The organism is Amycolatopsis sp. EV170708-02-1 (assembly GCF_022479115.1).
Taxonomy (GTDB): domain Bacteria; phylum Actinomycetota; class Actinomycetes; order Mycobacteriales; family Pseudonocardiaceae; genus Amycolatopsis.
In genome coordinates this window covers 9256589-9276341 of the sequence record NZ_CP092497.1, presented here as the reverse complement: position 1 = coordinate 9276341, position 19753 = coordinate 9256589, and the positions used below count along the sequence as shown (strand labels likewise).

Annotated in this window: 20 protein-coding genes and 1 pseudogene; 11 read left to right on the top strand and 10 right to left on the bottom strand. The window is 67.8% G+C overall.

Translation table 11 applies throughout. The features are described from left to right. Window positions 1-110: 110 nt before the first annotated feature. Window positions 111-482 (top strand): YciI family protein, encoded by a 372-nt coding sequence (locus MJQ72_RS42605; RefSeq protein ID WP_240596489.1) that lies wholly within the window; start codon window positions 111-113, stop codon window positions 480-482. A 57-nt stretch (window positions 483-539) separates the two neighbouring features. Here MJQ72_RS42605 and MJQ72_RS42600 read toward each other — a convergent pair whose 3' ends face one another. Beyond that, window positions 540-1046, bottom strand: coding sequence for a DoxX family membrane protein (locus MJQ72_RS42600; protein ID WP_240596488.1), 507 nt, complete (start codon window positions 1044-1046; stop codon window positions 540-542). A gap of 131 nt (window positions 1047-1177) precedes the next feature. Then, window positions 1178-2209: a glycerophosphodiester phosphodiesterase family protein gene (locus MJQ72_RS42595; RefSeq protein WP_240596487.1), complete on the bottom strand. Its 1032-nt coding sequence runs from the start codon at window positions 2207-2209 to the stop codon at window positions 1178-1180. Between the two features lie 71 nt (window positions 2210-2280). Here MJQ72_RS42595 and MJQ72_RS42590 point away from each other — a divergent pair, with 71 nt between their 5' ends. The 8 genes from MJQ72_RS42590 to MJQ72_RS42555 all read left to right on the top strand — a co-directional run bounded on the left by MJQ72_RS42590 (window position 2281) and on the right by MJQ72_RS42555 (window position 8756). Further along, window positions 2281-3042 (top strand): MerR family transcriptional regulator, encoded by a 762-nt coding sequence (locus MJQ72_RS42590; protein WP_240596486.1) that lies wholly within the window; start codon window positions 2281-2283, stop codon window positions 3040-3042. A gap of 112 nt (window positions 3043-3154) precedes the next feature. Next, entirely contained in the window at window positions 3155-4345 is a 1191-nt protein-coding gene (locus MJQ72_RS42585) for an ATP-binding protein (protein WP_240596485.1), read from the top strand. A 255-nt stretch (window positions 4346-4600) separates the two neighbouring features. After that, window positions 4601-4750: a hypothetical protein gene (locus MJQ72_RS42580; protein WP_007032374.1), complete on the top strand. Its 150-nt coding sequence runs from the start codon at window positions 4601-4603 to the stop codon at window positions 4748-4750. 234 nt (window positions 4751-4984) lie between these two features. Beyond that, window positions 4985-5908, top strand: coding sequence for a helix-turn-helix domain-containing GNAT family N-acetyltransferase (locus tag MJQ72_RS42575; RefSeq protein ID WP_240596484.1), 924 nt, complete (start codon window positions 4985-4987; stop codon window positions 5906-5908). A 1-nt stretch (window position 5909) separates the two neighbouring features. After that, on the top strand, window positions 5910-6185 hold the full coding sequence (locus MJQ72_RS42570; RefSeq protein ID WP_240596483.1) for a hypothetical protein: 276 nt from the start codon (window positions 5910-5912) through the stop codon (window positions 6183-6185). Window positions 6186-6249: 64 nt separating this feature from the next. Then, window positions 6250-6606, top strand: coding sequence for a YciI family protein (locus MJQ72_RS42565; protein WP_240596482.1), 357 nt, complete (start codon window positions 6250-6252; stop codon window positions 6604-6606). A gap of 7 nt (window positions 6607-6613) precedes the next feature. Next, window positions 6614-7831: an RNA polymerase sigma factor gene (locus MJQ72_RS42560; RefSeq protein ID WP_240596481.1), complete on the top strand. Its 1218-nt coding sequence runs from the start codon at window positions 6614-6616 to the stop codon at window positions 7829-7831. A 304-nt stretch (window positions 7832-8135) separates the two neighbouring features. Then, window positions 8136-8756: a hypothetical protein gene (locus tag MJQ72_RS42555; RefSeq protein ID WP_240596480.1), complete on the top strand. Its 621-nt coding sequence runs from the start codon at window positions 8136-8138 to the stop codon at window positions 8754-8756. Window position 8757: 1 nt separating this feature from the next. Here MJQ72_RS42555 and mctP read toward each other — a convergent pair whose 3' ends face one another. Together mctP and MJQ72_RS42545 are read right to left on the bottom strand one after the other, a co-directional pair. Then, window positions 8758-10401 (bottom strand): monocarboxylate uptake permease MctP, encoded by a 1644-nt coding sequence (gene mctP / locus MJQ72_RS42550; protein ID WP_240596479.1) that lies wholly within the window; start codon window positions 10399-10401, stop codon window positions 8758-8760. Then, complete coding sequence (locus tag MJQ72_RS42545; protein WP_240596478.1) at window positions 10398-10676, bottom strand: DUF3311 domain-containing protein; 279 nt, start codon at window positions 10674-10676, stop codon at window positions 10398-10400. Before MJQ72_RS42545 ends, mctP begins: the two co-directional genes overlap by 4 nt. Window positions 10677-10880: 204 nt before the next feature. Between MJQ72_RS42545 and MJQ72_RS42540 the strand changes: the two genes are divergently transcribed. Beyond that, the gene (locus MJQ72_RS42540) at window positions 10881-12497 is read left to right on the top strand and encodes an alpha/beta hydrolase (RefSeq protein ID WP_240596477.1); all 1617 of its coding nucleotides are present in this window, start codon (window positions 10881-10883) and stop codon (window positions 12495-12497) included. A gap of 550 nt (window positions 12498-13047) precedes the next feature. After that, window positions 13048-13323: a helix-turn-helix domain-containing protein gene (locus MJQ72_RS42535; protein WP_240596476.1), complete on the top strand. Its 276-nt coding sequence runs from the start codon at window positions 13048-13050 to the stop codon at window positions 13321-13323. Here MJQ72_RS42535 and MJQ72_RS42530 read toward each other — a convergent pair. The 6 genes and pseudogenes from MJQ72_RS42530 to MJQ72_RS42505 all read right to left on the bottom strand — a co-directional run bounded on the left by MJQ72_RS42530 (window position 13320) and on the right by MJQ72_RS42505 (window position 19721). Next, complete coding sequence (locus MJQ72_RS42530) at window positions 13320-13895, bottom strand: EndoU domain-containing protein (RefSeq protein ID WP_240596475.1); 576 nt, start codon at window positions 13893-13895, stop codon at window positions 13320-13322. The genes MJQ72_RS42535 and MJQ72_RS42530 overlap by 4 nt on opposite strands. Window positions 13896-13971: 76 nt before the next feature. Beyond that, the gene (locus tag MJQ72_RS42525; protein WP_240596474.1) at window positions 13972-15219 is read right to left on the bottom strand and encodes a DUF6297 family protein; all 1248 of its coding nucleotides are present in this window, start codon (window positions 15217-15219) and stop codon (window positions 13972-13974) included. Beyond that, a complete protein-coding gene (locus tag MJQ72_RS42520; RefSeq protein WP_240596473.1) occupies window positions 15213-15818 on the bottom strand; it encodes an ABC transporter ATP-binding protein in 606 nt (201 codons plus the stop codon). The genes MJQ72_RS42525 and MJQ72_RS42520 overlap by 7 nt, the downstream gene beginning before the upstream one ends. Continuing rightward, window positions 15815-16687 carry an LLM class F420-dependent oxidoreductase gene (locus MJQ72_RS42515; protein WP_240596472.1) on the bottom strand — a complete coding sequence of 291 codons (873 nt, stop codon included), beginning with the start codon at window positions 16685-16687 and terminating at the stop codon, window positions 15815-15817. Before MJQ72_RS42515 ends, MJQ72_RS42520 begins: the two co-directional genes overlap by 4 nt. Before the next feature lie 85 nt (window positions 16688-16772). Further along, window positions 16773-18596, bottom strand: coding sequence for a phosphoenolpyruvate carboxykinase (GTP) (locus MJQ72_RS42510; protein ID WP_240596471.1), 1824 nt, complete (start codon window positions 18594-18596; stop codon window positions 16773-16775). Window positions 18597-18990: 394 nt separating this feature from the next. Further along, a pseudogene (locus MJQ72_RS42505) lies at window positions 18991-19721 on the bottom strand (hypothetical protein). Window positions 19722-19753 lie beyond the last annotated feature (32 nt).

The following is a 19753-nucleotide window of genomic DNA, read 5'->3' as shown; positions in this document are numbered from 1 at the left end:
ACAGGGCACCGGAAAACTTTCGTGTCGAAATGTCGAACCGCCGTCGAGCCGCTCGACGCGTCGGTGAAGGCGGGGTAGAAACAGCCCCGCCAAGACACTGAGGAGCAGCGATGCGGTTTCTGATGATGCACCGGCTGGACGAGAGCGCCCCGGAGGCCTGGAACCCCAGCAAGGAATTCATCGAGAAGATGGGCGCCTTCATCGAGGACTCGTTCGAGAAGGGCATCCTCATCACGGCGGAGGGCGTGCACCCCTCCGAGCGCGGCGCGAAGGTCCGCAAAGGCCGCGGCGGCAAGATCACCGCGACCGACGGCCCGTTCACCGAGGCCAAGGAGGTCATCGGCGGGTTCGCGCTGATCAACGCCAAGGATCTGGCCGAGGCTGTCGCGTTCGCGGAGACCTACGCGGCGCTGTTCGAGGAGATCGAGGTCGAGGTGCGCACCGTCGTCGAGGCGGAGGACATCGAGGCCTTCACCTCATGACCCCACGCGTTTAGTCCTCTGGATGCGTCTCGCATCCAGAGGACTAAACGCGGGCGTTTACTTCGTGATGGCCTTCTCGGCCTTCTTCGCCAGCTTCTCGGCGCGCTTCTCCGTCTTGGAGGCGGCTCGCTTGGCGCGCCAACCGAGCGACGGCTTGCCCGCGGTGTCGGCGGCGGCCAGCAGCAGGCCACCGGCGAGGCCGGCGTTCTTGATGAACTGGATCTGCTGCTGCTGACGCTCGGCCGGTTCCTTGATCTCCCAGAACCGGTGCGCGGCCAGCGTCGTCGGGACCAGGCTGCCGAGCAGCAGCAGCGAGGCCAGGCGCGGCGCCTTGCCCGCGGCGAGCGCGACCCCGGCGCCGACCTTCACCGCGGCGTCGATCCGGACGAGGGTGGCGGGGTCGCGCGGCACCGATTCCGGCACCACGCCCTCCAGCTTGTCGAAGGACTCGGTGAGGAACGGCTCCACGGCTTTGGCGTGCCCCTGGGTGTCCCTCAGCGCGCCGATCCCGCCGGAGATGAAGATCGCGGCGAGGAGCGGACGTGCGACGCGACGGAGAATCACGGTCGTAAACCTTTCTGGATCCGGACCCGGGAAACAAACCTATCCCCAGTCTTCCCGCCCGCCACCGCGCCGAACCGCGCTAACGGTGTATCCCGGAATATTTCTCTGACACTAGATAGAACTAGATTTCGCTAGCGCGCCCGATACGCCTTCGGCAGCTTGAAGCCGCGCTCGGCCGCGACCTGCCGCAGCCGGTCCGGGTAGTCGGTGATGATGCCGTCGACGCCGTCGTCGATGAGCTTGTGCATGGTCGCCGGGTCGTCGATCGTCCACGGCACGACCTTGAGGCCCGCCCGGTGCGCCTCGGTGACCAGCGCCTTCGTGGTGAACGGCCGATAGTCGGGGTCGCCGACCTTGCCGCCCTGCGGGTTGCCGTGCACCGGCGAGAGCGCGACGGCGCCGAAGGACTTCACCGCGCGGACGGGGCTGCCGCCGAAGTCGTCGATGTCGAGCCCGCCGAGCCACGGCGACTTGCCCGGCTGCCCCACCTGCAGGAACTCGGGCTGGGTCAGCGCGACCGTCGGGAGCCACGGGGCGACCTCGCGGAACCGCATCAGGGCGCCCCAGTCGAAGCTCTGGATCGTGACGTTGCGCGCGAACCCGCCGCGCACGATTTCGCGCACCGCCCGCTGGACGAACTGCTCACGCGGCGCCGTCTCGTGCGGCGCGGCGGCCTCGACCTTGGTCTCGATGTTGAACTTGAGGCCCCAGGCGCGGTGGTCCCTGGCGAGCTGGAAGAGCTCGGCGAGCGTCGGCATCTTGGCGCCAGGGGAGAGCGTCTGGCCGGGGTGGGCGGGCTGTCGGATCGAGCCGCAGTCGAGCGTGCGGACCTGCGCGAACGTCAGGTCCTTCACGTACTTGCCGACGTACGGGTACGCCGGGTCGCCGGGCGTCGCGGGCGCGGTGTCACGACACTTCGCGGGTGTCGTCTTGCGGTCGTGGGTGATCACCTCGCGGCCGTCCTTGGTGATCTGGATGTCGAGTTCGAGCGTGGTCACCCCCAGCTCCATCGCCTTGCCGAAGGACGCGAGCGTGCTCTCGACCGTGAGGCCCAGCCCGCCGCGGTGAGCCTGGATGTCGAAGGCGCGACGCGGCTGCGCGTCGGCGACCCCGGCCGTCGTCAAGGTCAGCGCAGCGGCCATGACCAGCGCGAATGTCTTCATTCGTGAACCATGCCACGGTCGGGTGAACTTCGATTGACTTTGACGCAACGTCAACCTCTACCTTCGTGGACATGCCGAACGAGACGGAGTGGTCGATCCAGGACATCGCCCGCTCGGCCGGGACCACGAGCCGCACGCTGCGCCACTACGGCGACATCGGGCTGCTCGAACCGAGCCGGGTGGGGAGCAACGGATACCGCTACTACGACCAGGACGCGCTGGTGCGGCTGCAACGGATCCTGCTGCTTCGCGAACTCGGGCTGAGCCTGCCCGCGATCGGCGAAGTCCTCGAAGGGGAGCAGGACACGACAGCGGCGCTACGCACCCACCTGAAGTGGCTGGAGCAGGAGCGACAGCGGCTCGGACGGCAGATCGAATCGGTCAAAACGACCTTGAAGAAGACGGAAAGAGGTGAACAACTGATGGCAACGGAAGTGTTCGACGGCTTCGACCACACGAAGTACGAGAAGGAGGTCACCGAACGCTGGGGCGCCGACGCCTACAAGCAGGGTGACCGGTGGTGGAAGTCGCTGAGCGCCGAAGACAAGAAGGCGCACCAGCAGGAACAGAAGGACATCGCGGCCGCGTTCGGCGAGGCCCGCGCGCAGGGCCTTCCCGCCGACGGTGACGAGGCCCAGGCGATCACGCATCGGCTGCACGAATGGCTCCGGCCGGCGGTACGAGCCGTCTCGAAGGGCTACTTCGCCGGTCTCGGGCAGCTGTACGTCGACGACCCGCGCTACGGGCAGTACGACGAGAAGTACGGCCCGGGCACCGCGGAATACATCCGTGACGCGATGAAGATCTACGCGGAACGCAACCTGAGCGAGTAAGAACGAGGGACGGGGCTGCAGACCCGTCCACTCGGAGTAACCCGCCGCGACACGCCTATCCCTCTATGGCGGAATATCGGGTCCACGCTAGAAACGCCGATAGCGTGTGAGAGTGGATCCCATCCGCAACCCCTTCGCGCCGGGTGCCGGTCAACGGCCACCCGAGCTGGCAGGTCGCGTCCGCGAGCTCCAGGCCTTCGAGGTCGTGCTCGAACGGGTCGCGCGGGGGAGACCCGAACGCAGCCTGATGCTGACCGGCCTGCGTGGCGTGGGGAAGACCGTGTTGCTGGGCGAGCTGCGCTCGAGGGCCATCAAGCACGGCTGGGGCGCGGGCAAGATCGAGGCCCGCCCGGACACCGAACTGAGGCGGCCGCTCTCGGCCGCGTTGCACCGTGCGATCCGCGATCTCGCCGTGCGCCACCGCGCGCCGGACCGGGTCGAGCAGGTACTCGCCGTGCTCAAGGCGTTCGCGCTGCGCGCCAACAAACCGGACGCGAAGCTTCGTGACCGCTGGCAGCCCGGCATCGACGTACCCGCCGCGCAGGGCCGCGCCGATTCCGGCGACATCGAGATCGACCTGGTCGAACTGTTCACCGAGGTCGCGGAGCTGGCGGCCGACGTCGGCACCGGGGTCGCGCTGCTGATCGACGAGATCCAGGATCTGCTGCCGGAGGACGTTTCCGCGCTTTGCGCCGCCTGCCACGAGCTCTCGCAATCCGGGGCGCCGCTGGTCGTGGTCGGCGCGGGACTGCCGCACGTGCCCGCCGTCCTTTCGGCGTCGAAGTCGTACTCGGAACGCCTCTTCCGCTACGCACGCATCGACAGGCTGGAGCGCGAAGACGCCGACCTCGCGGTGATGGCGCCGATCGAGCGCGAAGACGCGGGCATCGAGCCGGAGGCGCTGGACGCCCTGTTCGACGCGTCCGGCGGCTATCCGTACTTCATCCAGGCCTACGGCAAGGCCGCCTGGGACGCCGCGCCGGCGGACCCCATCACCGTGAAGGACGTCCAGGTCGCGGCCCCGGAGGCCGAATCGGAACTCGCGGTCGGCTTCTTCGGCTCCCGCTACGAACGCGCGACGCCCGCGGAACGCGAGTACCTGCTCGCGATGGCGGAGCTGACACAGGGCCGGGACGAGTCCGCCGGGACCGCCGATGTGGCCGTCTACCTGGGGCGGAAGCCTTCGTCGTTGTCACCGGCGCGGGACAGCCTGATGAAGAAGGGCCTGGTGTACTCCGCCGAGCGCGGGCACATCGCCTTCACCGTCCCGCACTTCGGCCACTACCTGCTCGGCCGGGACTAAGCCTCTCTCAGGCTTTATCGCGTAGATCCTAGAAAGTGGTAGAGAACCCTACCGCCGCTTCGTCGCGCCTTCAGCGTTACCAAGAAGTGACCGGCGCCACCAAATCTCTCCGGTTTTGCGCCCATGTTGCCGATGATTCATCGGCAGGTGTGCCAAGTCACCGGATAATCGTTGGCATCCTTGTGAAAAAGGGTGCATACTAGGAGCACAGCCACGAAGACGCAAGACCTACTCCCAAGGGGATGACAAAAACCGATGAACAACATCGCCGCCAAGCTCCGTGCCCGTCGCGCCGAGGCTCGCACTCGCCGGGCGCTGAACCGGGCGATCGACACCGCGGCCACCGCGACCGTTCGTCAGGAGCTCATCGCTATCTCCCAGGCGCGTCACACGCACATGCGCTGACCCGACAACAACCGTTGTAGGTGTCGCCCGTTCGAGTGACCTACGACACATAGTGCGTGAGGTGTAACGCCGCGGAACGCGGCGTCGATACCCACTACGACCCCGTGATGCTGGCGGACCCCCGACCTGGCAGCATCACGGGGTTTCCATATGTCCGGCTCCGAAAGATTTCTTGCCTTCACCGCTTCGCGGAGTAACACTTGACCTCGTCAATGAATTTGTTGAGGTGGTCAAATGAATCGATCCGCAGACCGGGTGGCGACCGTCCGGGCCTTCAACCGCCTGTACACCGGCGTGATCGGCGTCCTCGACGAAGGACCGGCCGACGCCGAATACTCCCTGAGCGAAGCCAGGGTCATCTTCGAACTCGCGCAGCAGGAGCAGACCCAGGTCACCGACCTGCGCAAACGTCTCGACCTCGACGCCGGTTACGCCAGCAGGCTGCTCGCGAGGCTCGAGGGGCGCGGCCTGCTCATCCGCGAACGCAGCGACGAGGACGCCCGCCGTCAGATCGTGCGCCTGACCGAGAACGGCCGCAAGGCCTTCGCCGTGCTCGACGAACGGTCGGTGGGCCGGATCGGCTCGCTGCTCGGCCGGTTCGGTGACGACGAGCAGCGACGGCTGCTCGGTGCCATGGACACGATCACCTCGCTGGTCGGCGAACGCGCCGCGGATCCCACGCTGGTCCTGCGCCCGCCCCGGCCGGGTGACTTCGGCTGGGTGGTCCACCGTCACGGCGCCCTCTACTCCCGCGAGTACGGCTGGGACGAACGCTTCGAAGCACTCGTCGCCCGTGTCGTCGCGGAGTACGTCGACAGGCGCGGCGACCCGCGTCAAGCGGGCTGGATCGCCGAACTCGACGGGGAGCGCGTCGGCAGCATCTTCTGCATGCCCGCCGAGGACGGCGTCAACGCGAAGTTGCGGATGTTGCTCCTCGAACCGGCCGCACGAGGACGGGGTGTCGGGAAACGCCTGGTCAGCGAATGCGTCGAGTTCGCGAGGGCGTCCGGTTACCCGGCGATGGAGCTCTGGACGGTCTCCCTGCTGGAGGCGGCGCGGGCGATCTATCAGAAGGCCGGTTTCCAGCTGGTGAGCGAAGAGACGATCACGGGCTTCGGTTACGAGCTGACCGGGCAGACCTGGCGGCTGGAGCTGTGACGTGTTCGTCGTCTACTGCCCCGTCTGCGATCGGCGCTCCGTGGTCGGGGTCGGCTCGATCGAGTTCGTCGACGACCTGACGCCGGGCATGATCTCCGTTTCCGGTCGCTGCCCGGACGGCCACTACGCCGTCCTCCTGACCGGGAAGTCCTTCGCGCCCGACGAGCCCTGTGTGCGCGAAGTGCGGCAGGTGTTGAAACGCCGGCGGCGCCGGACCAGGCTGGGTGCCTGGTTCGCGCGGCAGCGTGAACTGCACGACCGCCTCTTCCGATATTGACGCGCGGTGTCGATTCGCCGAGGGCTCGTTCGTCTAGGAGCCGTCGATTCCCAAGGAGGACACCATGCCCAACTACGTCGGTTTCCTGCGGTCCCAGTCGGACTCGCATGACCACCTCGGCCCCGACGAAGCACAACGCGTGCTCGAGAGCTACATCGCCTGGGCGGACGAACGCACGAAGGAAGACCGGTTCGTCGGCGGCGGCGGGTTGTCGCGTGGCGGCCGGGTGCTGCGCGGCACCGGCGGCGAGGTCGGCGCGACCGACGGGCCGCACACCGAGGCCACCGAGATCGTCGGCGGCTACCAGGTGATCGAGGCCGTGGACCTCGACCAGGCGGAGAAGATCTTCGCGACGCATCCGCATCTGAAGTTCGGGCCGATCGAGGTGCGCAAGGTCGGCGAACGCGGCTGCGAGGAGTGACGCCGTCATGAGCCGCCCGGCCGGCGTGGTGGAGCACCTGTTCCGGCACAGTGCCGGGCGGATCGTCGCCACGCTGGCCAGGGCGCTCGGCCCCGAACGCCTGGACCTGGCCGAGGAGGCCGTCGCCGACGCGCTGGAACAGGCGCTGCGCACCTGGCCGCAGAGCGGGGTGCCGGACAATCCGCGCGGCTGGCTGTTCCGGGCCGCGCGGAACCGGGCGATGGACGTCGTCCGGCGCGAACAGACGTTGCGCGCGCTGCTGCCGCGGCTCGTGGAGCTGAACGGCCACGAAACCGACCGGCGCACGGACGACGAACTCGTGTTGATGCTGCTGTGCTGTCATCCCGCGCTGCCGAAGGTCTCGCAGGTGGCGCTGACGCTGAAGACCGTCGGCGGGCTCGGGGTGAACGAGATCGCGGCGGCCCTGCTGACGAAACCGCCGACGGTGGCGCAGCGGCTCGTGCGGGCCAAGAAATGGCTGCGGGAATCGGGGAAACCGCTCACCCTGCCGGGGCCGGACGCGCTGGAGTCCCGGGTGGACAGTGTGCTGGCCGTGCTCTATCTGCTGTTCAACGAGGGCTACGACGCGACGACCGGCGAGGTCGCGGTGCGCGGCGAGCTGTGCGGCGAGGCGATCCGGCTGGGGCGGCTGCTGCTGGCCGAGCCGAAGACGGATTTGCCGAGGGTGCGGGCGCTGGTCGCGCTGATGCTGTTGCAGGCGAGCAGGCTGCCCGCGCGGGTCGACCGGGACGGTGATCTGCTGCTGCTCGACGAGCAGGACCGCGGCCGCTGGGATCACGCGATGATCGCCGAAGGGACACGGCTGTTCGAGCGGGCGTGCACCGGGCCGGAGATGTCGGCGTATCACGTCGAAGCGGCGATCGCGCTGTGCCACAGCACGGCCTCGCCGCCGGACTGGCGCCGGATCGTCGGCCTGTACGACGACCTGCTGGCGCTGCGGCCTTCGCCGGTGGCGCGGCTGAATCGCGCGATCGCGCTTTCGATGGTGGACGGCGCGGCGGCCGGGATCGCCGAACTCGAAGCCGTCGAGGCCGACCTGCCGGATTACACCCTGCTGCCCGCCGTCCTCGGTGCGCTGTGGCTGCGGGCCGGCGACGCCGGGCGAGCCGCGGACCACTACCGGCGAGCGCTCGCGCTGCCCTGCTCGGAGCCGCAACGCCGCTTCCTCAGCCGACGCCTGGCGTCCTGCTCCACGCCCCCTTGAGCAGCGCTTTTTCGCCTCGCCGCGCGTACCCCACCCCCCACCGCTCCCAGGGGGGCGCGCCCCGCACCAGCGTATCGGGAGGGGGTGACGCGGGGTGGGTTCCGGCGGTGACGGGGGCCGAGTTGTCCACAACGGCGGGTGGGTGTGGACAACTCGGGTGGATGTCTCAAAGGGGGCCTTCGGGACATCGAGCGTCTCAAAGGGCCCCTTCAGGACTCGGAGATACGGCGAGTGGGCGCGCGGCGTGCTGCGAAAGCGCGAGCGAAGACACCCCCAGTTCACGCGGGCACGGTTGGCTGGGGGAATGAACTGGACGGCGTACGTCGACGGCTACTGCGAACGCCTCGCTCCCGGTCTCTGGGGCGAGCCGCTCAACAGTCTCAGCAATCTCGCGTTCCTGATCGCGGCGATCGCCGTCTGGCGGCAGCCGAAGGGCCGCGTCTTCGCCGTCCTCATCGGACTGGTCTTCCTCGGCAGCACGGCCTTCCACCTGCTCGCCACGCGCTGGTCCGCGGCCGCCGACACCGGCTTCATCCTGGTGTTCGTCCTGTACTACGCCGCCGTGTTCCCGCATCTCTTCTTCGGCGTCCGCCGCGGGCTGTCCTGGCTCGGCATCCCCGTGTTCCTCGCCTTCACCGCCGTCGTCGCGTCATTGGGCGGCGGGCTGTACCTCTCGACGCTGATCGGGCTCGTGATCTTCGCGGTCATTCTCAAGGGTGAAGACCGCCGCAGGTTCGCGCTCACCGCGGGCGTTTTCGGGGTGTCCCTTTCGTTCCGCACGGCCGACCACACGGTCTGCGGGAGCTTCCCCGCCGGGACGCATTTCCTCTGGCACCTGCTGAACGGGCTCGTGCTCTATCTCGCCGCGAACGCCGCGACGAAAAGGGCCGCGTCCCGGCAGGACGCGGCCCCTTCTCACAGCTGACTCAGTGGACGCCGATTTCCCGGAGATCCTTGTCGTGCTCGTCGGCGTGGTAGTCCTCGGCCTCGGTGTCGTCCGTGCCGTTGAAGACCTTCAGCTGCCGCGCGATCACCGTGAAGATCACGGCCACCAGCAGGTTCGCGATCAGCGCCACGAACCCGACGTAGATCTGCAGCTGCGAGCCGCTGAGCGGGTGCCAGCCGAAGATCGACAGGTCCCCGAGCTTCAGCGCCGAGCCACCGAAGTGCGCCTTTCCGGTCGCCGGGTTCGGGATGTTGTAGAGCATGATCAGGCCCCACCCGATACCGACCACCCAGCCGGCGATCAGGCCCCAGCGGTGGAACCACCGCGTGTAGAGCGAGATCGCCACCGCCGGCAGCGTCTGCAGGATCAGCACACCGCCGATGAGCTGCAGGTCGATCGAGAACTGCGGGTCGATGAACAGGATGAACGCCACCGCGCCGAACTTCACGATCAGCGAAGCGAGCTTGGCCTGCTTCGCTTCCTCGCCCGGCGTCGCGTTCTTCTTGATGTACTCCTTGTAGATGTTGCGGGTCCACAGGTTGGCCGCCGCGATCGACATGATCGCCGCGGGCACCAGCGCGCCGATCCCGATCGCGGCGAACGCGATCCCGGCGAACCACGACGAGAACTGCGTGTCGAACAGCACCGGGACGACGGTGTTCGTGTCGGGCTTGCCGGTCGCGTTGTTGGTGATCGGGGAGACCGACGCGCTGATCGCGACGTAGCCGAGCAGGGCCAGCAGACCCAGCACCAGCGAGTACGCCGGGAGCGCGACCATGTTCCGCTTGATCACGCTGCGGCCGCGCGAGGCGAGCACGCTGGTGAGCGAGTGCGGGTACAGGAACAGCGCGAGCGCCGAACCGAGCGCCAGCGTGGCGTACTGCAACTGGTTGTTCGCGTTGAGCAGGATGCCGTCCGCCGGAGACTGCGTCTTGTCGAACTTCGCGTCGGCCGCGTCGAAGATCTCCGACCAGCCGCCGAGCTTCGAGGGCAGGTAGATGATCGCGACGATGATCACGAGGTAGATCAGGATGTCCTTGACGAACGCGATCAGCGCGGGCGCGCGGAGACCTGACTGGTAGGTGTAGACCGCCAGGATGATGAAGGCGACCAGCAGCGGCAGGTGCCCGACGATGCCGGAGCCGTTGATGCCCATGGTCCGCAGCACCGCTTCGAGGCCGACGAGCTGCAGCGCGATGTACGGCATCGTCGCGACGATGCCGGTGATCGCGATCAGCAGCGCCAGCGTCGGCGAACCGAACCGGCCGCGGACGAAGTCGGCGGGCGTGACGTAGCCGCGAACGCGCGAGACCGACCACATGCGCAGCGCCGGCATCAACACGATCGGGTAGACGATGATCGTGTACGGCAGCGCGAACAGGCCCATCGCGCCGGCACTGAACATCAGCGCGGGGACGGCCACGAACGTGTAAGCCGTGTAGAGGTCACCGCCGAGCAGGAACCAGGTGATCCACGAGCCGAACTTGCGGCCGCCGAGACCCCATTCGTCCAGGTGGTCGAGGGTGTTACCGGCCTTCCAGCGCGACGCGACGAAGCCGAGCACGGTGACCACCGCGAAGAGGATCGTGAAGATGATCAGCTCGGGCCATTGGATGTTGGTCACTTGACGTCCCCCTCGTCGAGCTCGTCCACGGACAGCCGGTCGGGACGGTCACTGGTCGGCTTGTCCTTGGTCATCACGTAGACGATCCAGGTGCACAGGACACCGACCACCACGAACACGAACTGGAACCAGTAGAAGAACGGCATCCCGAACAGCCGGGGACCGTCAGAATTGAACAAAGACGTGATCAGCACCAGCAACGGGATGATCAACAGGAGGTTCCAGGGGCTGAACTGAAAGCCCCTCACCTTCCCGTCTGCCTTACCTGACGCCATCGGACCTCACCTAACATTCCCGTACCCCCGGATGGTCCCGATGACCCTAGAACCTCTCACCCACCCGGGTCACGCGTGCCCGATATCGATTTGATCAGCGACGCCCCATACGACGAAGGGCGGTTGCCGTCGGAGTCCCCGCCGGATATCAATAGCCCGCAGTCGCGAACAGGAACTTCGCACGCAAGACCAAAGGGGCATCGGATGAAGAAACTCCGCTATGCGGTGGTGATCCCGGCTGTCGCCGGCACCATGCTGGCCGGGTTCACGCCTGCGTTCGCAGGGCCGGAGGCTGCCGGGCAGCAGCCGCTGAACTCCACCAACATTCCGGCGAAGTACGCGGACCAGAAGCTGGACTGGCACAAGTGCACCGCCAGTGAGCTGCCGTCCGCGCCGCCTCCGGGGGCCGAGAACATCGAGTGTGCGACCTACCGCGCGCCGCGTAACTGGTACAAGACGAACGAGGCCATCGACCTGACGATCGCCGTCAGCCGCCTCGCCGCCACCAGCGGCAAAGCGACGGCCAGCGTCATCACGAACCCGGGCGGCCCCGGCGCTCCGGGCCGTAACTTCCCGGCCCGCCTGCGTAACCAGACGAAGCTCCGCGCGAATCAGGAGATCATCGGTCTCGACCCGCGCGGCACCGGCAAGAGCACCAACATCACCTGCGGCAACGCGATCGGCACCGGCTCCGACCTGGACCCGCGCGACCGCAGCCGGGCGAACCTCAACCTGATCCTGGACGCCACCAAGTACGCGGCGGACTCCTGCCAGGTGAAGTCCGGCGAGCTGGGCCCGCTCATCAACACCGCACAGACCATCCGCGACATCGACCTGCTGCGCGTCCTCCTGGGCCGCGACAAGATCAACTGGGTCGGTTACTCGGCGGGCACCTGGATGGGGGCGCACTACGCGCAGCAGTTCCCCACCCGGACCGGCCGCTTCCTGCTCGACTCCTCGACCGAGTTCACCACCACCTGGCAGAACTCGTTCGACGGGCAGCCGCTCGGCTTCGAGCGCCGCTGGCGTCAGGACTTCCTGCCGTGGATGGGCAAGTACGACAAGGTCTACGGCTTCGGCAAGACCGGTGAAGCCGCGCGCCAGACGTACGAGAAGGTCCGCTTCGCGCTGACGCAGAACCCGGTCGAGGTGGACGGCGTCCCGGTTTCGGCCAACGCCCTCGACTCGACCATCGCGGGGTACCTCTACTCGAAGCGCAACTTCCCGGCGCTGGCCGACTACCTGGTCAACCTGAAGACGCTGACCGAGGGCACCTCGACGCAGCAGCAGAAGACCTCGGCCGCGAAGAAGGTCAAGGCCGAGACCGTCGACGGTGACGGCGTCATCGGCCCGCAGCCGCTGTTCGTCCCGACCGACGGCGACTCCTACAACGCCAGCTTCTGGACCATCCCCTGCAACGAGGGCCCGTGGTACGGCAACCGGAACAGCGTGATCCGGCAGTCGCAGAAGCTGATCGACCGCGATCTGCCGCTGCTCGGCGCGGGCTGGCTGATCCAGCCGTGCATCTTCTGGAAGAACAAGCCGGTCGACCTGCCGAAGCTCGACGGCCGCGGCGTCCCGCCGGTGCTGATCGTCCAGTCGGTGAACGACCCGGCGACCCCGATCGAGGGCGCGACCCGTGCGCACCGCGCGTTCGCCGGTTCGCGGATGATCACGGTGACCGGTGAAGGCGACCACGGTATCTACGCCGGCGGCAACGCGGGTGTGGACAAGGTCGTGGAGGACTTCCTCGTCGACGGCAAGGTGCCGAACGACCAGAGCCTCCCCGGACTCCCACTTCCGGTGCCCGCGGGCGCCTGAAGCCACTAGGGATTGTGGCCCCGTCGAGTTTCGGCTCGGCGGGGCCCTTTCTTTGGGTTGTCCACGGACCTGTGCACAGAGTTGTCCACAGGCTGGGGGTAACTCGGTGGGGACGACTCTGTCGCCGGCACGGAAGTCGCGTGCGTGAGGCCGTAACTCACGTGCTTGGGGCCGCGACTCGCGTGATTGGAGGCGGAACTCGCGTGACTGGGTGGACGGCACGGGTGATCGGACGGACGACACACGTGACTGGAGGGACGACACGCGCTCGCGGGCGGACCGGTACGCGCGTCGTCCATCGGGTCACGCGGAATCGTCCACAAGAGTCACCAGGGCTAATGCCCAATTGAGGACTTCGCGTGGCCGTCGTGAGTGGGAATGGTCGTTCTAACGCTCTTTACCGCTCACGACCCCAGCGAGAACCGGACACGTGAGGGTCAGGCCGACAGCCACGCCATCTCGTCGCGAAGCTGTGACTGGCGGTGCCGCTGGGGTTCCAGGTGGCGCTCCGGGCTTCGACCGCGGCCGGACCGGTATTAGTATTGGGCCCATGGTGCGAGTGCCGTTGACGGACGAAGAACGCGAACGCGGCGAGCGGCTGGGGCTGGCGCTCCGGGACGCGCGCGCGGCGTCGTCGCGGAGCATGGTCGAGGTCGCGGCGGAGGCCGGGATCTCGGTGGAGACGCTCCGGAAGATCGAGACCGGGCGGATCCCGACGCCCGCCTTCTTCACGGTGATGGCGATCGCGGACGCCGTCGCGCTGCCGCTGGACGCGCTGCGTTCGGCCGCCGAGTGCGGCGCCGAAGAGGTCGCGGAAGCGAGTTAAGGGCGCAGAGCGGCCAGGGCGTGCGCCCGGTCGTTCAGGTAGAGGAAGCCGTCGATCGGCAGGTCGAAGCTGTTCAGCAGGCTTTCCAGGGTGGCGTACTCGTCCACCCCGAGGCGCAGGTTCTCGTTCAGCGCGTGCGCGACGAGGACGTCCGCCAGCTCTTCCCACTCACCCGACCAGTGCAAGGTGCGGTAGAAGGCCAGGACGTCCGGCGCGATCCGGTCGCCGATCTGGTCGAGCAGGCTGTCGCCGAAGAAGCTGATCCGTCCGGCGGCGAGGTCGGCGACCGTCGGGTTCGCCGGGTCGGCGGCGGTGTCGGGATTGCGGACCACGCCGGGGCCCGCCACCGGATAGCCCGTCTTGACGTGGCCGTTGTCCTCGACCAGCACGATCAGGTGCACGCCGTACCGTTCGCCCGCGCAGCGCCAGCGGCCGTTGTGCAGTCTGAGGCGGGGTTCGCTCGGATCGTTCGCGACGTCCTTGATCACCGCGATGATCTGCTCGTCGGTCCAGCCCGCGGGGAACTCGCTGGTCGCCCGCCGTCCCTTTCCCGGTGCGTGCCCGCCGCCCACTCGTGCTCCTTTCGTCGCATCGAGGGTAACCCGCGTTCGGAGTATCCGAATGATCCGAACGCGGGAACGGGTGACCTCAGGCGATCACGCTGAGCAAGACGGCTCCGGCGACGAGCACGTCGACGCCGCGCAAGGCCTGCAGCCCGGCCGCGCCGCCACTGACGTCGTAGTTCATCGGCGGCCGGGTCGCCGTCCGCATCGCCGCGAAGACCGCGAGCGGGATCGCGAGCCACACCGGCCAGGCCGGGACCACCCCGAGGAGCAGCGTCACCAGGCCGAGCAGGATCCCCCAAACGAGACCGAGCAGAGCGATCACCAGGCCGTTGACCAGCCGCAATTCCCAGTCGGACGCGCCGAGCCACCGCCTGCGGCCGGGGTTGCGCCACAGCTCGCCGAGCCCGCCGACGAACGGCACGAGCGCCGCGTACGCGCCGAGCGCGAACAGCGCCGCCGCGGGGAGCGCCGGGAAGGCCAGATGCGCGACGCCGACCAGGCACGCGATCACCACACTCGCCGCCGCGTAGCGTGCCCGGCCGAGCACCCCGGCCCACGCGAGCCGCGGCGTCGTCGGACGCCGCAGCGACAGCCACGGCACCGGCTTCGACTCCGGGATCAGCAGCATGGGATCCATGAAGACCGCGGCCATCGCCCGCAGCAGCCGCGCGTTCCAGCCGTCGACGAGTTCCTGGCGGCCGGCCCCGGACATCGGTTCGCCACCGAAAGCCACCGCGACCGCCACCACGAACAGCGCGACGGCCAGCACCTCGACCGCGACCGGGCCAAGGCCGGCGGCCGCGAACGCCAGCCCGGCGAGCGCGAGCAAGACCGGCGCGAGCGTTTCCCCGCGGATCGCCGTCCGCCGCGCGGTGACGGCGGCCAGGATCGCACCGGAGGCGGTCAGCGCCGACACCGCGATCCACACGTCCCCCGAGCCGCCGCCGATCGCGGTGACCAGCGCTCCGGTGTAGCCGACCACCAGGACGAGCCCCGCCCAGAGCGTCCACATCCGCTTGACCACGACACGGCGCCTGTCGACGCGGGCGAAGTCCATCCACGTCAGCGCCGCCGGTTCGGCCCAGACGAAGCCGCGGCGCAGCAGGCCGCGCCAGAACATCGCGCACAGCACGACCAGCAGCCCGAAGACCCCCGGAAAGTCCACAACGGACTGTCCGAAAAGGAAATCGCGGAGCTTCGGCAGGTTCTGGAACGCGGTGAACAACGCACCGAAACCGAACAGGGCCAAGAAGGTCTGGTAGTCGCCGTTGAGCAGTCCGCCGAATCGCTGACGTCCCGGGACGTGCGTGGGCGCCTTCGTCGTCACCACAACTCGAGCGTGGAATCGGCCGCTTCGAGCAGCGGGGGATGGTGCGTGGCCACGACGACGGCCGCCCCGGCATCGGTCGAACGCTTGATCAACGACGTCAGCCATTCCTTCCCCGCGACGTCGAGCGCCCGCTCCGGCTCGTCGAGCAGCAGGACGTCGTGCGGCCGCGCCGTCGCGCCGAGGAGCAACAGCCTGCGGCGTTGCCCGGCCGAGAACTTGCCCGCGGTGACCTTCGCCCGCTCGGCGAGCCCCGCGTCCGCGAGGAGCGCGTCGAAATCGCCGAGTTCGGCACCGAACGAGCCCTCCAGCAGTTCGAGATGCTGGAGCGGGGTCAGCTCGGCGAAGAAATCGGAGTCGTCGAACAGGACAGAAACCTTGCGGCGGAAGGAAACATCGCGTTCGTCGGGTTTCCCGCCCGCGACGACGACGCGGCCGCGCTGCGGGGCCTGCGTGCCGTACAGGCACCGCAACAGGGTCGATTTCCCGACTCCGTTGGGGCCGACGATGACCGCGCATTCGCCCGCCTCCACCTCGAAATCGAGGCCGTCGAACAACCAGTGCTCCCCGGCCTGGACGCCGAGCCCGCGTACGTCGATCATCGGCCGCGCAAGGATTCGATCACCGGCGCGAGCGCGTCCATGTTGTGCTCCAGCACGGTGAAATAGCTGAACCCGAAACGCTCGCGATGCGCCAGGATCTGCTCGGCGATCTCCTCGTGGGTGCCGACGAGAGCCGTCGGCAATTCGGCGAGCTGTTCGACGGTGAGCTTGCCGTCGAGCAGTTCCCGCAGGCTCTCCAACCCTTCTCGCCGGTCTTCGACCACGGCGACGAAATGCGAGAGGATATTGAATTCGACGGTGCGGCCGTTCAGTTTCCCGCGGACGAAGTCCACCCGCTCTTCGATTCCGGCCGCGTCGTCGACGGCGAGCGCGCCCCCGTCGGGAACGGCCGCCGTGCCGGTGAAGCCGATGATGTCGGCGTGTTCGGCGGCGAGGCTGAGGAGCCTGTCGCCACGGCCGGCGATCATCAACGGCGGGCCCGGTTTCTGCACCGTCGGCGGTTTGTGGTCTTCGTCGGAATAGAGCCTTTTCAGCACTTTGATGGTGTTTTCGAGATGGTCCACGCGTTTGCCCGCACGCGGGAACTCCATTCCCGCCGCTTCGAATTCGGCCTTCACGTAACCGGCCCCCAGACCGAGCTCCAGCCTGCCTTCGGTGAACTGGTCCGTGCCGGTGACGTCGCGGGCCAGCAGCACCGGGTTGTAGAAGGCGGTGTTGATGACGAAAGTGTTGAGCCGCGGGCGGTTCGTCACCTCGGCGGCGAGCACGAGGGCCGGGAACGGCGGTGCCATGCCGAGATGGTCGGCCGCGCCGATCACGTCGAAGCCGAGGTCCTCGGCCTTGCGGCACTTTTCGACCCACGCGGCACGGCTCGCCGGGACGACCATGTTGACGCCGAATTTGACCATGCGGCCACGGTACCGAGCGGGAAAGAAGAAGGCCTCATCCTCGGGAATGACTCCGAGGATGAGGCCTTCTCCGGCGTTCGGGCGATCAGCCGAGGCGCTGCTTCAGCGCGTCCAGCTCGTCACGCAGCGACGACGGGACCTTGTCGCCGATCTTCTCGAACCACTCCTCGATGAGCGGCAGTTCCTGGCGCCACTCTTCGGCGGAGACGTCCAGCGCGGCCTGGATGTCGGCCAGCGGCTCCTTGAGGCCCTCGGTGTCGAGGTCCTCGGCGTTCGGCACGAAGCCGACCGGGGTCTCGTTCGCGTTGCCCTTGCCCTCGACGCGGTCGATGACCCACTTCAGGATGCGCGAGTTCTCGCCGAAGCCCGGCCACAGGAAACGGCCGTCGTCGCCACGGCGGAACCAGTTGACGTAGAAGATCTTCGGCAGCTTGTTCGCGTCGGCGTTCTTGCCGAGGTCCAGCCAGTGCTTGAAGTAGTCACCGGCGTGGTAGCCGAGGAACGGCAGCATGGCCATCGGGTCGCGGCGCACGTTGCCGACCGCGCCGGCGGCGGCCGCGGTGGTCTCCGACGACATGGTGGCGCCCATGAACACGCCGTGCTGCCAGTCGCGGGCCTCGTTCACCAGCGGGACCGTGGTCTTGCGGCGGCCGCCGAACAGGATCGCCGAGATCGGCACGCCCTGCGGGTCGTCCCACTCCGGCGCGAGGATCGGGCACTGCGACATCGGGGTGCAGTAGCGCGAGTTCGGGTGCGCGGCCTTCTCTTCCGACTCCGGCGTCCAGTCCTGCTTCTTCCAGGAGGTGGCGTGCTCGGGCTTTTCGCCCATGCCCTCCCACCAGACGTCGCCGTCGTCGGTGAGCGCGACGTTCGTGTAGACCGTGTTGCCCTTTTCGATGGTGCGCATCGCGTTGGGGTTGGTGTGCCAGTCGGTGCCCGGCGCGACGCCGAAGAAGCCGAACTCGGGGTTCACCGCGTACAGGCGGCCGTCCTCGCCGAACCGCATCCACGCGATGTCGTCACCGAGGGTCTCGGCGCGCCAGCCGGGGATGGTCGGCTGCAGCATGGCGAGGTTGGTCTTGCCGCAGGCGCTCGGGAACGCCGCCGCGACGTAGTGGACCTTGTCCTCGGGCGAGATCAGCTTGAGGATCAGCATGTGCTCGGCCAGCCAGCCCTCGTCGCGGGCGATGACCGAGCCGATGCGCAGCGAGTAGCACTTCTTGCCCAGCAGCGAATTGCCGCCGTAGCCGGAGCCGTAGCTCCAGATCTCGCGGGACTCGGGGAAGTGCGAGATGTACTTGGTGGTGTTGCACGGCCAGGAGACGTCCTCCTGGCCCGGCTCCAGCGGCGCGCCGACGGAGTGCAGGGCCGGGACGAACTCGCGCTCGGTGCCGTCCTCGGTGACGAACTTGTCCAGCGCGGCCTTGCCGGCGCGGGTCATCACGCGCATGGAGGCGACGACGTAGGCGAAGTCGGTGATCTCGATGCCGAGCTTGGGGTCTTCGGCGCCGAGGGGGCCCATGCAGAAGGGGATGACGTACATCGTGCGACCGCGCATGCACCCGCGGTACAGCTCGGTCATCGTGGCCTTCATCTCGGCCGGGTCCATCCAGTTGTTGGTGGGACCGGCGTCCTCTTCGTTCTCCGAACAGATGAAGGTGCGCTCTTCGACGCGGGCGACGTCATTCGGGTCGGAAGCCGCCCAGAACGAGTTGGGCTTCGCGTCGAGCTGCACGAACGTGCCGGCGGAGACCAGTTCGGCGTTGATCCGGGCGGCCTCTTCGTCGGACCCGTCGACCCACACCACGCGGTCCGGAGTGGTCAGTTCGGCGACCTCTCGGACCCAGGACAGCACGCCACTGTGCGTCGTCGGCGCATTTTCCAGTCCGGGGATGGCGACTGCGGTCATCTCTACTCCTGACTTCCGACGGCAGAAGCCCACACCGGGAACGACGCTGTTCCGATGCGGGCTTCGATGCCGGCGACCGAATGGCTTCGCACACCGGCGGGAAGACCGGCGTGCAGGTTTTGGGATTCCCCGAGAGTAGCCGGATGACCGGCAGGTAACCGAGAGCTGACCTGTCGGTTCTCTCACAAGAACGATAAGGGAATCGATTCAGTATCACCGGAATGGGCCATACGCAGAAATTCTTCCGGTGATCGATGGCACAGCCCTCGGGCGAATCGGACATGAGAAAACCCGGCACGAGGTCTCGTGCCGGGTCGCTCTGTGACCAGGATTACATTTATCACCTATAAAATGGACTAAACCATTCTTGTATTGGTCCAGGCCATTTCAGGGTTTAGTTCGGGCTGATCCACTGACCGGTGGCGGAATCGATCTTCGCCACTCCTTCGAGTGTTTCGGTGCCCTCGCCACCCCACGCGGCGTCGCCCGCGGGTCGGCTGCCGTGTTGCCGTCGGCCGCCGGAGCGCTTGTGAAGGCCGAGTCGATGTCGTTGCTGACCAGGCCGCTGCCGACCTCGGTCCACTGGCCGGGGCCGGTGTGCTCGTAGGTCTTGGAGTTGCCGGAGGCGTCGGTCTCCACCGCGATGTCGGCGCTGCCGTCGCCGTCCTTGTCGGTGAAGGCGATCGTGCGGCCGTCCTCGGTGTGGACGATGGCGGTGTCCGGGGTCCCGTCGTTGTTCGTGTCGACGGTCGGCGGGCCGACCTCGACATCGCCGCTGGGCATGTCGGCGTGCATGGTGCCGCTGGTGCCCGCGTCGGAACCGTCGTCGCTGCCGCTGCCACCCGCTTCGACCCAGGAACCGGACGCCTCGTCGTAGACGGCTTCCTGGACGACCTTGCCGTTCTCGTCGAGCACGGCGTACTGATCGGCTTCGCCGTCGCCGTCGCTGTCGACGAACGCCTGGCCGGTGCCGTCCTCGTGCTGGATGACGGCGGCGTCGTTCACGCCGTCCTTGTCGAGGTCGTAGTTGAGCTCGGCCTGGTACTCCTCGCCGTCAACGTGGACGGTGACCGCTTCGGTGGAGCCCGACTCGGTGTCCGTGCCGCCGCTCTCGTCGACCCACATGGGATAACCCCCTCGTTGACCTGCTGGTGTGT

What these genes read in the sequence shown, in the direction of transcription:
- MJQ72_RS42595 (WP_240596487.1), bottom strand. Translation starts at nt 2,209, where the DNA reads ATGAAGACATTCGCGCTGGTCATGGCCGCTGCGCTGACCTTGACGACG.
- MJQ72_RS42575 (WP_240596484.1), top strand. Translation starts at nt 4,985, where the DNA reads ATGAATCGATCCGCAGACCGGGTGGCGACCGTCCGGGCCTTCAACCGC.
- MJQ72_RS42605 (WP_240596489.1), top strand. Translation starts at nt 111, where the DNA reads ATGCGGTTTCTGATGATGCACCGGCTGGACGAGAGCGCCCCGGAGGCC.
- MJQ72_RS42510 (WP_240596471.1), bottom strand. Translation starts at nt 18,596, where the DNA reads ATGACCGCAGTCGCCATCCCCGGACTGGAAAATGCGCCGACGACGCAC.
- MJQ72_RS42545 (WP_240596478.1), bottom strand. Translation starts at nt 10,676, where the DNA reads ATGGCGTCAGGTAAGGCAGACGGGAAGGTGAGGGGCTTTCAGTTCAGC.
- MJQ72_RS42590 (WP_240596486.1), top strand. Translation starts at nt 2,281, where the DNA reads ATGCCGAACGAGACGGAGTGGTCGATCCAGGACATCGCCCGCTCGGCC.
- MJQ72_RS42565 (WP_240596482.1), top strand. Translation starts at nt 6,250, where the DNA reads ATGCCCAACTACGTCGGTTTCCTGCGGTCCCAGTCGGACTCGCATGAC.
- MJQ72_RS42520 (WP_240596473.1), bottom strand. Translation starts at nt 15,818, where the DNA reads ATGATCGACGTACGCGGGCTCGGCGTCCAGGCCGGGGAGCACTGGTTG.
- MJQ72_RS42560 (WP_240596481.1), top strand. Translation starts at nt 6,614, where the DNA reads ATGAGCCGCCCGGCCGGCGTGGTGGAGCACCTGTTCCGGCACAGTGCC.
- MJQ72_RS42555 (WP_240596480.1), top strand. Translation starts at nt 8,136, where the DNA reads ATGAACTGGACGGCGTACGTCGACGGCTACTGCGAACGCCTCGCTCCC.
- MJQ72_RS42580 (WP_007032374.1), top strand. Translation starts at nt 4,601, where the DNA reads ATGAACAACATCGCCGCCAAGCTCCGTGCCCGTCGCGCCGAGGCTCGC.
- MJQ72_RS42540 (WP_240596477.1), top strand. Translation starts at nt 10,881, where the DNA reads ATGAAGAAACTCCGCTATGCGGTGGTGATCCCGGCTGTCGCCGGCACC.
- MJQ72_RS42535 (WP_240596476.1), top strand. Translation starts at nt 13,048, where the DNA reads ATGGTGCGAGTGCCGTTGACGGACGAAGAACGCGAACGCGGCGAGCGG.
- MJQ72_RS42515 (WP_240596472.1), bottom strand. Translation starts at nt 16,687, where the DNA reads ATGGTCAAATTCGGCGTCAACATGGTCGTCCCGGCGAGCCGTGCCGCG.